Source organism: Kitasatospora sp. NPDC059747 (assembly GCF_042732955.1).
Taxonomy (GTDB): Bacteria; Actinomycetota; Actinomycetes; order Streptomycetales; family Streptomycetaceae; genus Kitasatospora.
Genome location: NZ_JBHWGV010000065.1, coordinates 14,285 through 24,998, shown reverse-complemented (window position 1 = coordinate 24,998; position 10,714 = coordinate 14,285). Strand labels below are relative to the sequence as shown.

Here is a 10,714-nt window from a genome sequence, read left to right as displayed (position 1 = left end):
GTCGCGGTCTACCGGGCGTGCGTGCGCCCCCCGCCCCCCGTGCGCCAGCCCCCGCGGGTCGCCGCCGCCCGCCCCCGGGGGGGGCGCCGGGACCCGACGGCGGCCGGTGCCCGGAATCCGGACACCGGCCGCGAATCGGTCACGACCGTGATCGTCGGCTCGTCAGTTGAGCGCCATCTCGTCGGTGAGGTTCGCCTCGGTGCTCGGCAGGCCGAGCTCGGAGGCGCGCTTGTCGGCCATCGCCAGCAGGCGGCGGATCCGGCCGGCCACCGCGTCCTTGGTCAGCGGCGGGTCGGCGAGCGCGCCGAGCTCCTCCAGCGAGGCCTGCTTGTGCTGCATCCGCAGCTGGCCGGCCGCGGCCAGGTGCTCGGGCACCTCGTCGCCGAGGATCTCCAGCGCGCGGGCCACCCGGGCGCCGGCCGCGACCGCGGCGCGGGCCGAGCGGCGCAGGTTGGCGTCGTCGAAGTTGGCGAGGCGGTTGGCGGTGGCCCGGACCTCGCGCCGCATCCGGCGCTCCTCCCAGGCGAGCACCGACTCGTGCGCGCCCAGGCGCGTCAGCAGCGCGCCGATCGCGTCACCGTCCCGGATGACGACCCGGTCCACCCCGCGGACCTCGCGGGCCTTGGCGGGGATGCCGAGCCGGCGGGCGGCGCCGACGAGGGCGAGGGCCGCCTCGGAGCCGGGGCAGGTGATCTCCAGCGAGGACGAGCGGCCGGGCTCGGTGAGGGACCCGTGCGCGAGGAAGGCCCCGCGCCAGGCCGCCTCGGCGTCGCAGGTCGCCCCGGAGACGACCGCCGGGGGCAGGCCCCGGATCGGGCGCCCGCGGCCGTCCACGAGGCCGGTCTGGCGCGCGAGCAGCTCGCCGTCCTTGACCACGCGCACGACGAACCGGCTGCCGCGGCGCAGCCCGCCGGGGGCCATCACGACGAGGTCGGAGGAGTGCCCGAAGATCTCCAGCAGGTCCTTGCGCAGGCGCCGCGCGGCCGCCCCCGTGTCGAGCTCGGCCTCGATCACGATCCGGCCGCTCACGATGTGCAGCCCGCCTGCGAACCGCAGGATCGCCGACACCTCCGCCTTGCGGCAGCAGGCCCGGGTGACCGGGAGCCGGCTGATCTCGTCCTTCACCGCTGGAGTCATCGCCATGGCCCGATCCTTCCATGTGTCCGGAAAATCCGGTCGTACGCTGCCGCCAACAGCTCCGGGTCGTGTCGCGGGGTTCCGTCGGTGCGGGCCACCCGGCCGAGCACCAGGGCCGCGCCCATCCGCTCTGCGGCCTTCTCCAGGCCGTCCAGGTCGGCCTGGCCGAAGGCGCCGCCGGTGACGGCCCGCTCGTCCACCAGGATCGCATCCACGGCGAGCCCCGGGGCGTGGTCGGCGATGACCTCCAGGTGGCGCTGCGGCGTGAAGCCCTCGGTCTCGCCGGGCTGGGGCGCCAGGTTGAGCGTGAGCAGGCGGCGGGCGCGGGTCTCGACCAGGGCCTTGGCGAGGTCCGGCACCAGCAGGTGCGGCAGCACGCTGGTGAACCAGGAGCCCGGGCCGAGCACCACCCAGTCCGCCTCGCGCACGGCCGCGACGGCCTCCGGGACGGCCGGCGGCTCCTCCGGCACCAGCCGGATCGACTGCACGGTGCCCGGCGTGACCGCGACGCTGGCCTGGCCGCGCACGGCCGTGACCGCGCCCGGGTGGGCCGGGTCGTGGCCGCGGACGGTGGCCTCGATGTCCAGCGGCACCGCCGACATCGGCAGCACCCGGCCCTGGACGTTCAGCAGCCGGCCGACCCAGTCCAGCGCGGCGACCGGGTCGCCGAGCTTCTCCCACAGCGCGACGATCAGCAGGTTGCCCACGGCGTGGCCGCCGAGGTCGCCGCTGCCGGTGAAGCGCTGCTGGATCACCTCGGACCAGGTGCGGCCCCAGTCGTCGTCCCCGCACAGGGCCGCCAGGGCCTTGCGCAGGTCGCCCGGGGGCAGCACGCCCAGCTCGGTGCGCAGCCGCCCGCTGGAGCCGCCGTCGTCGGCGACGGTGACCACGGCGGTCAGGTCGCTGGTGAGCCGGCGCAGGGCCGACAGCGACGCGGACAGGCCCTGGCCGCCGCCGAGGGCGGTGATCCGGGGGGCCGGGTTGGCCCGGGCGGGGCTGCTGCGCGGCTTGCTGGGAGCCGGGGTCCTCGCCGGGACCCCGGTCCGGTCGCCGTTCTTGTGGTGCGGCTGCCGTCCGGGCACGTATCCCGTCACACCCACCTCGCGTTCCTCTTCGCCCGCGGCCGCCCGGCCGGCGGCCCGGCGAGGAGGCGGCGGTTACTCCCGTCCCATGTCTCGGTGGACCAGCACCGTTTCGACGCCGTCGGCGATGAGGCGCTTGGTCAGGCGCTCGGACATCGCGACGCTGCGGTGCTTGCCACCGGTGCAGCCTACGGCAAGCGTCATGTACCGCTTGCCCTCCCTGCGGTACCCCTCCGTGACGATGCGGAGCAGCTCCGCGTAGCCGTTGAGGAACTCGTTGGCGCCGGGCTGCTGGAACACGTAGTCGGCGACGTCGGAGTCGGTGCCGGTGCGGGCCCGCAGCTCGGGGACCCAGTGCGGGTTGGGCAGGAAGCGGCAGTCCACCACGAGGTCGGCGTCGACCGGCAGGCCGTACTTGAAGCCGAAGGACATCACGGTGGCGCGCAGCTCGGGCTCGTCGTGGTCGGCGAACTGGGCGTCGAGCTTGGCGCGCAGCTGGTGCACGTTGAGGTTGGAGGTGTCGATCACCAGGTCGGCCTCGCCGCGCAGCTCGCGCAGCAGGTCGCGCTCCAGGGCGATGCCGTCGACGATCCGGCCGTCGGCCTGGAGCGGGTGCGGGCGGCGCACGCTCTCGAAGCGGCGGACCAGGGCCTCGTCGGAGGAGTCCAGGAAGAGGACCTGGAGCCGGACTCCGCGCTTCTCCAGCTCGTCGAGCGAGGTGAGCAGGTCGTCGAAGAACTGCCGGCCGCGGACGTCCACGACGGCGCCGATCCTGGCGACGTTGCCCTGGGAGCGGGCCCCGAGGTCGACCATGGTCGGGATGAGGGCCGGCGGCAGGTTGTCCACCACGAACCAGCCGAGGTCCTCCAGGCACTTGGCCGCGGTGGAGCGGCCGGCTCCGGACATGCCGGAGATGATCACCAGCTCCGGGACGTTCTCGGCCACGTCTGACACGGTCACTTCGGTTCCCCGCTCTCGGTCTTTCTGCTGGGGAGCACGCGCATGGCGCGGCCGTGCGGCGCCGGTCCGCCGGGGCGGTCGGCGGCCGGGCACGCCGGCTGACGGGCGGCGTCGGCCGTCATGGCGTCTCCTGGGATGGTGCGGTCGTGGGTGCTGCGGCCACCGGCGCGGTGGCCTGGTCGGCCCCGTCCTCGATGATCTCGCCGGTCGCGGTGTTGACCGCGGGTGCGGCGGGTGTACGGGAGGACAACGCCGCCGCAACAGTCTCCGCCGTGCGGCGTCCGATGCCGGGTACGGCGCAGAGTTCGTCGACGGTGGCGGCCCGGAGCCTCTTCAGCGAGCCGAAGTGCTTGAGCAGCGCCTGGCGGCGAGTCTCGCCGAGGCCCGGGACGGAGTCCAGTTCCCCGGCGGTGAGTCGCTTGGAACGCTTGCTGCGCTGGTAGCCGATCGCGAAGCGGTGGGCCTCGTCGCGGACGCGCTGGAGCAGGTAGAGGCCCTCGCTGCTGCGCGGCAGGACGACGGGGTCGTCCTCGCCGGGCAGCCAGACCTCCTCCAGGCGCTTGGCGAGGCCGCACAGGGCGACGTCGTCGATGCCGAGCTCGTCCAGGGCCCGCCTGGCGGCGGCGACCTGCGGCTGGCCGCCGTCGACGACGAGCAGCTGCGGCGGGTAGGCGAAGCGCTTGGGACGGCCGTCCTCGGTGCGCGGACCGTCCTCGGTGCGCGGACCGTCCTCGGGCTGGTCGTCCTCGGACTCGACGACGGCCCACTCGCCGGTCTGCTCGCGCTCCTGGAGGTAGCGGCGGAAGCGCCGGCTGATCACCTCGTGCATCGAGCGGACGTCGTCCTGGCCCGCGAAGCCCTTGATCTGGAAGCGCCGGTACTCGCTCTTGCGGGCCAGGCCGTCCTCGAAGACGACCATCGACGCGACCACGTCCTCGCCCTGGAGGTGGGAGATGTCGAAGCACTCGATGCGCAGCGGGACGGAGTCCAGCTCCAGCGCGTCGGCGATCTCCTGGAGGGCGCGGCTGCGGGTGGTGAGGTCGGAGGCGCGCTTGGTCTTGTGCAGGGCCAGCGCCTGCTGGGCGTTGCGCTGCACGGTGGCCATCAGGTCCTTCTTGTCGCCGCGCTGCGGGACGCGCAGGTCGACCTGGCTGCCGCGCAGGCCGCTCAGCCACTCCCGGACCGGCCCGTCCGGCTCCGGCAGGGCCGGCACGAGCACCTCGCGCGGGACGCTCTCGCTGCGTTCGTCGGCAGTGGCGCCGCCGTAGAGCTGCTGGAGGGCGTGCTCGACCAGGCCCGCGGTGTCGACGTCCTCGACCTTGTCGGTGACCCAGCCGCGCTGGCCGCGGACCCGGCCGCCGCGCACGTGGAAGATCTGGACGGCGGCCTCCAGTTCGTCCTCGGCGAGGGCCAGGAGGTCGGCGTCGGTGGCGTCGGCGAGCACGATGGCGTTCTTCTCCATCGCACGCTTGAGGGCGCCGATGTCGTCCCGCAGGCGGGCCGCCTTCTCGTACTCCATCTCCGCGGCGGCCTCCTGCATCCCGTCTTCCAGGCGGCGCAGGTAGTTGCCGGTGCGCCCGGCCATGAAGTCGCAGAAGTCCTCGGCCAGCGCGCGGTGTTCGTCCGCGGTGACCTTGCCGACGCAGGGCGCGGCGCACTTGCCGATGTAGCCCAGCAGGCAGGGCCGGCCGATCTGCCGCGCGCGCTTGAACACGCCGTTGGAGCAGGTGCGGACGGGGAAGACGCGCAGCAGCAGGTCGACCGTCTCGCGGATCGCCCACGCGTGCCCGTACGGTCCGAAGTAGCGCACGCCCTTCTTGTGCGCGCCGCGCATCACCTGGACGCGCGGGTACTCCTCGTTGAGGGTGACCGCGAGCTCGGGGTAGCTCTTGTCGTCGCGGTACTTCACGTTGAACCGCGGGTCGAACTCCTTGATCCAGGAGTACTCCAGCTGCAGCGCCTCGACCTCGGTGGCCACCACCGTCCACTCGACCGACGCCGCGGTGGTGACCATGGTCGCAGTGCGCGGGTGCAGCCCGGCGAGGTCCTGGAAGTAGGACGACAGGCGCGGGCGCAGGCTCTTGGCCTTGCCGACGTAGATGACCCGGCCGTGGGCGTCGCGGAACCTGTAGACGCCCGGTGAGGTCGGAATCGCGCCCGGGGCCGGGCGGTAGGTGCTCGGGTCAGCCATGGGTCCACCGTACCGAGTGGGGCCGGGGGTGCGGAGGGCCGATCCGATCGGCGGACGTCGGCGCGGCGGGGGTCTGTTCGGCGGGGCTCAACAGCGTCAGCTCGGGGTCACCTTGAGGTTGCCGCCCTCGACCGTGACGGTGTAGGCGGGCAGCGGGGAGGGGGCCGGGCCGTCCGCCACGGCACCGTCGGCGATGGCGAACTTGCTGCCGTGGCAGGGGCACTGGATCTGCTGGTTCTTCACCTGGTCGACGATGCAGCCCGCGTGCGTGCACTTGGCACTGAACGCCTTGTACTGCCCGGCGGTGGGCTGGGTGACGACGATCTTCTGCTCGCGGAAGACCTTGCCGCCGCCCTCCGGCACCGCCGAGGCCGGGCCGAGGTCCACCGGGCCCTTGGGGGCGGCGCCAGAGCCGGACGAACCGGCCGACGAGCCGCAGCCGGTGAGCGCCACGGTGCCGCCTGCCGCCGCCAGGACGGCCGCGGCGCCGCAGAGCAGGGTGCGGCGGGAGGTGGCGGGGTTGCTCTCGGGGGCCTCGGACATCGGTGCGCTCCTGCGGGTGGGCTGCGGCGTGGGACCACGGAAGTCTATGCGGCGCGCACGGCCGCTCCCGGGGCGGGAGCGGCCGTGCCCGCGTGCACTACTTCTTCGCCACGGCGGCCCGCTTGCGCGGCGCCTTCTTCGCCGGAACGGCGACCGGGGCGTCGGCGAAGTCGCCCGGGAGGATGTCCCGGAGGAACTTGCCGGTGTGGCTCTCCGACACCGCGGCGATCTGCTCCGGGGTGCCCTCGGCGACCACCGTGCCGCCGCCGGAGCCGCCCTCGGGGCCCATGTCGACGATCCAGTCGGCGGTCTTGATCACATCGAGGTTGTGTTCGATGACGATCACCGTGTTGCCCTTCTCGACCAGCCCGGTGAGCACCTTGATCAGCTTGCTGATGTCCTCGAAGTGCAGGCCGGTGGTGGGCTCGTCGAGCACGTAGACCGTCCGCCCGGTGGAGCGCTTCTGCAGCTCCGAGGCGAGCTTGACGCGCTGCGCCTCGCCGCCGGACAGCGTCGGCGCGGACTGGCCGAGCCGGACGTAGCCGAGGCCGACGTCGTTGAGCGTCCGGAGGTGGCGGGCGATCGCCGGGACGGCCTCGAAGAAGGCCAGCGCCTCCTCGATCGGCATGTCCAGCACCTCGGCGATGGACTTGCCCTTGTAGTGCACCTCCAGCGTCTCCCGGTTGTACCGGGCGCCGTGGCAGACCTCGCACGGCACGTAGACGTCCGGCAGGAAGTTCATCTCGATCTTGATGGTGCCGTCGCCGGAGCAGTTCTCGCAGCGCCCGCCCTTGACGTTGAAGGAGAACCGGCCGGGCAGGTAGCCGCGGACCTTGGCCTCCTGCGTCTCCGCGAAGAGCCGGCGGACGTGGTCGAACACCCCGGTGTAGGTGGCCGGGTTGGAGCGCGGGGTGCGCCCGATCGGCGACTGGTCGACGTGCACCACCTTGTCCACCAGGTCGGTGCCGGTGATCCGGGTGTGCCGGCCCGGCACGCTGCGGGCGCCGTTCAGCTCCCGGGCGAGGTGGGTGTAGAGGATGTCGTTGACCAGCGTCGACTTGCCGGAGCCGGACACGCCGGTGATCGCAGTGAAGGTGCCGAGCGGGAAGCCGACCGTGACGTCCTTGAGGTTGTGCTCGCGGGCGCCGTGGACGGTCAGCTGGCGCTTCTTGTCCCGCTCGCGGCGGGCCCCCGGGATCGGGATGGACCGCTTGCCCGACAGGTACTGGCCGGTCAGCGACTCCTTGTTGGCCAGCAGCTGCTTCAGCGAACCGGAGTGCACCACCTTGCCGCCGTGCTCGCCGGCGCCCGGGCCGATGTCGACCACCCAGTCCGCCGTCTTGATGGTGTCCTCGTCGTGCTCGACGACGATCAGGGTGTTGCCGATGTCGCGCAGCCGCACCAGCGTCTCGATCAGCCGGTGGTTGTCCCGCTGATGCAGGCCGATGGACGGCTCGTCCAGCACGTAGAGCACGCCGACCAGGCCGGAGCCGATCTGGGTGGCCAGCCGGATGCGCTGGGCCTCGCCGCCGGACAGGGTGCCGGCCGCGCGGTCGAGCGAGAGGTAGTCCAGGCCGACGTCGACCAGGAAGCGCAGCCGCTCGTTGACCTCCTTGAGGACCCGCTCGGCGATCTGCTTGTCCCGGGCGCCCAGCTTCATCGCGCCCAGGAACTCGGCGCAGTCGCTGATCGACATCGAGGAGACGTCGGCGATCGACCTGTCCTGGACGGTGACCGCGAGCACGACCGGCTTGAGCCGGGTGCCCTGGCAGGTCGGACAGGGCACCTCGCGCATGTAGCCCTCGAAGCGCTCGCGGCTGCTGTCGCTCTCCGCCTCGGTGTGCCGGCGCTGGATGAACGGGACCGCGCCCTCGAAGCCGGTGCTGTACGAGCGCTCGCGGCCGAAGCGGTTGCGGTAGCGGACCTCCACCTGGTGCTTGTGCCCGTACAGCAGCGCCTTCTTGGCGCGGGCCGGCAGCCCGGCCCACGGGATGTCGGTGCGGAAGCCCAGCTCCTGGGCGAGCGCGTCGATCAGGCGCTGGAAGTACTCCTTGGCGTGGCCGGCCGACCACGGGTGGATGGCGCCCTCGTCGAGCGAGCGCTCGACGTCCGGGACGACCAGGTCCGGGTCGACCTCCATCCGGTTGCCCAGGCCCGAGCAGTCCGGGCAGGCGCCGAACGGCGAGTTGAAGGAGAACGAGCGCGGCTCCAGCTCCTCGAACGACACGTCGTCGTACGGGCAGTAGAGGTGCTCGGAGTACATGCGCTCGCGCTCCGGGTCGTCCTCCGGGAGGTCGACGAAGTCGAGCACGACCATGCCGCCGGCCAGCCGCAGGGCCGTCTCCACCGAGTCGGTGAGCCGCCGCTTGGCGCTCTCCTTGACGGTCAGGCGGTCGATGACCACCTCGACGGTGTGCTTCTCCTGCTTCTTGAGCTTCGGCGGCTCGGCGAGCTGGACCGTCTCGCCGTCCACCCGGGCGCGCGAGTAGCCCTTGGACTGGAGGTCGGCGAAGAGGTCGACGAACTCGCCCTTGCGCTCGCGCACCACCGGGCTGAGCACCTGGAACCGGGTGCCCTCGGCGAGCTCCAGCACCTTGTCGACGACCGCCTGCGGGGACTGCTTGGCGATCGGGCGGCCGCAGTGCGGGCAGTGCGGCTTGCCGATCCGGGCGAACAGCAGGCGCAGGTAGTCGTAGACCTCGGTGATGGTGCCGACGGTCGAACGGGGGTTGCGGTTGGTGGACTTCTGGTCGATCGAGACGGCCGGGGAGAGGCCCTCGATGAAGTCCACGTCGGGCTTGTCCATCTGCCCGAGGAACTGGCGGGCGTACGAGGACAGCGACTCGACGTAGCGGCGCTGGCCCTCGGCGAAGATCGTGTCGAAGGCGAGCGAGGACTTGCCGGAGCCGGAGAGGCCCGTGAAGACGATGAGGGAGTCGCGGGGCAGGTCGAGCGAGACGTTCTTGAGGTTGTGCTCGCGAGCACCGCGGACGATGAGGCGGTCGGCCACTGCTTCTGGCGCCTTTCTCCGGGGCGAGAGGGCTTGCGGTGAGATTGGGTGCTTCTTCCAGGATGCGGCAGCCAGCCTATAGCTCAGACGTTCGAATCTCGACTTTGTCCACCCGAGACCACCCGAACGAGTGAGGACCGCCCCGGGGCCGTCCGTACCCGGACCTGAAAAGCCCCTGCTCGGGCTCCGGTGTCGGCGGTAGCGTCGACTGGTCAACGAGCGGAGCCCCCACGGGGCAACGCACCGCTTCGCACCGAAGGCAGATCCGATGACCGACCCGCAGTCCGCCGCCGCCGTCGCCGCCGAGCGGCTGAGCCTGGTCCGGGAGAGCACCCGGAGCATGCTGGAGACCGTCGCCGGGCTGGAGCCCGCGGCCGTCGCCGAGCCCTCCGCGCTCCCCGGCTGGAGCCGCGGCCACGTGCTGGCCCACCTCGCCCGCAACGCCGACTCCCTGGTCAACCTGCTGACCGGCGCCCGCACCGGCACCGACATCCCGCAGTACGCCAGCGAGGAGGCCCGCGACCAGGAGATCCAGGACGGTGCCGGGCGCCCGCTGGAGACCCAGCTCGCCGACCTGCGCGAGTCGCACGAGCGCTTCGCCGCGGCCGCCGCGCTGATGGCCGACGAGGACTGGGCCACCGACGTCCACCACCGCTCCGGCGCCGTCTTCCCGGCCGCCGACCTGGTCTGGAAGCGCCTCGGCGAGCTGGAGTACCACCTGGTCGACCTGGACGCCGGCTACGGCCCGGCCCGGTGGCCGGAGGTGTTCGCGGTCGTCGAGTTCCACAAGCTCGCCGTCAAGCTCCACGGCACCGCGCTGCCGGGAGTCGAGCTGGTCGCCGAGGACACCGGGGACCACGGCCTGATCGGCACCGGCGAACCCGCCCTGACCGTCCGGGGATCGGTCCGCGCCCTGCTCGCCTGGCTCTCGGGCCGCTCCGACGGCGCCGACCTGAAGCGCACCCCCGACACCGCGCTCCCCCAGCTTCCCCCGCTGGGCTGAGGGGGCGAGGATGATCCCAGGACCGACACGACGAGGAGCGGACGGATGACGTACCACGGAGCGGTCAAGGTCGGCGGGCCTCCGGACGTGCGCGAGCTGGCCCACCTGATCATCACGAAGGTGGCCGTCGGCCCGTACGACAACAACGCCTACCTGCTGCGCTGCCCGGCCACCGACGAGCAGCTGCTGATCGACGCCGCCGCCGACGCCCCGGCGCTGCTGGAGACCGTCGGCGACGACCTGGCGACGGTCGTCACCACCCACCGGCACCACGACCACTGGGGAGCACTCGCCGAGGTGGTGGCCACCACCGGCGCCCGCACCGCCGCCGGGGAGCACGACGCCGAGGGCATCGACGTCCCCACCGAGCTACGGCTCGCCGACGGCGACAAGCTGCTCGTCGGCCGGGCCGAGCTGACCGTCCGGCACCTGGTCGGGCACACCCCCGGCGCCATCGTGCTGATCTACGACGACCCGCAGGGCCACCCGCACGTGTTCACCGGAGACTGCCTCTTCCCGGGCGGCGTCGGCAACACCTGGGGGGACCCGGAGGCCTTCCGGACCCTCTTCCGGGACGTCAACGAGAAGATCTTCGACGTCCTCCCGGACGAGGCCTGGGTCTACCCCGGCCACGGAAACGACACCACCATCGGCGCCGAGCGCCCGCACCTCGCCGAATGGCGCGAGCGCGGCTGGTGATGCCTTCCGGGCGGGGGGGGGCCGGGCGGGGGCGCCCACCCCCGGGACTTGGCCGCCGCCCCCGCGGTGGGGTGTAAACAACAGACGCT

General features: G+C 72.8%; 8 protein-coding genes. 2 read left to right on the top strand and 6 right to left on the bottom strand.

Going from position 1 to position 10,714, the window contains the following annotated elements:
- Positions 1–162: 162 nt before the first annotated feature.
- From whiA to uvrA, 6 genes are all read right to left on the bottom strand, one after another.
- Entirely contained in the window at positions 163–1,143 is a 981-nt protein-coding gene (gene whiA, locus ACFV4G_RS26220; RefSeq protein WP_218199523.1) for a DNA-binding protein WhiA, read from the bottom strand.
- Entirely contained in the window at positions 1,134–2,231 is a 1,098-nt protein-coding gene (gene yvcK, locus ACFV4G_RS26215) for a uridine diphosphate-N-acetylglucosamine-binding protein YvcK (protein ID WP_380444479.1), read from the bottom strand. Before yvcK ends, whiA begins: the two co-directional genes overlap by 10 nt.
- Positions 2,232–2,294: 63 nt before the next feature.
- Entirely contained in the window at positions 2,295–3,179 is an 885-nt protein-coding gene (rapZ, locus tag ACFV4G_RS26210) for an RNase adapter RapZ (protein ID WP_380444441.1), read from the bottom strand.
- 118 nt (positions 3,180–3,297) lie between these two features.
- Positions 3,298–5,370, bottom strand: a complete 2,073-nt coding sequence (gene uvrC / locus ACFV4G_RS26205; protein ID WP_380444439.1) for an excinuclease ABC subunit UvrC — start codon at positions 5,368–5,370, stop codon at positions 3,298–3,300.
- A gap of 96 nt (positions 5,371–5,466) precedes the next feature.
- Positions 5,467–5,913 (bottom strand): Rieske (2Fe-2S) protein, encoded by a 447-nt coding sequence (locus ACFV4G_RS26200; protein ID WP_380444438.1) that lies wholly within the window; start codon positions 5,911–5,913, stop codon positions 5,467–5,469.
- Positions 5,914–6,010: 97 nt separating this feature from the next.
- A complete protein-coding gene (gene uvrA, locus ACFV4G_RS26195; RefSeq protein ID WP_380444436.1) occupies positions 6,011–8,923 on the bottom strand; it encodes an excinuclease ABC subunit UvrA in 2,913 nt (970 codons plus the stop codon).
- Between the two features lie 268 nt (positions 8,924–9,191).
- Here uvrA and ACFV4G_RS26190 point away from each other — a divergent pair, with 268 nt between their 5' ends.
- Together ACFV4G_RS26190 and ACFV4G_RS26185 are read left to right on the top strand one after the other, a co-directional pair.
- Positions 9,192–9,926 carry a maleylpyruvate isomerase family mycothiol-dependent enzyme gene (locus tag ACFV4G_RS26190; protein ID WP_380444434.1) on the top strand — a complete coding sequence of 245 codons (735 nt, stop codon included), beginning with the start codon at positions 9,192–9,194 and terminating at the stop codon, positions 9,924–9,926.
- A gap of 45 nt (positions 9,927–9,971) precedes the next feature.
- Entirely contained in the window at positions 9,972–10,625 is a 654-nt protein-coding gene (locus ACFV4G_RS26185; RefSeq protein ID WP_380444432.1) for an MBL fold metallo-hydrolase, read from the top strand.
- The last annotated feature ends 89 nt before the right edge of the window (positions 10,626–10,714 follow it).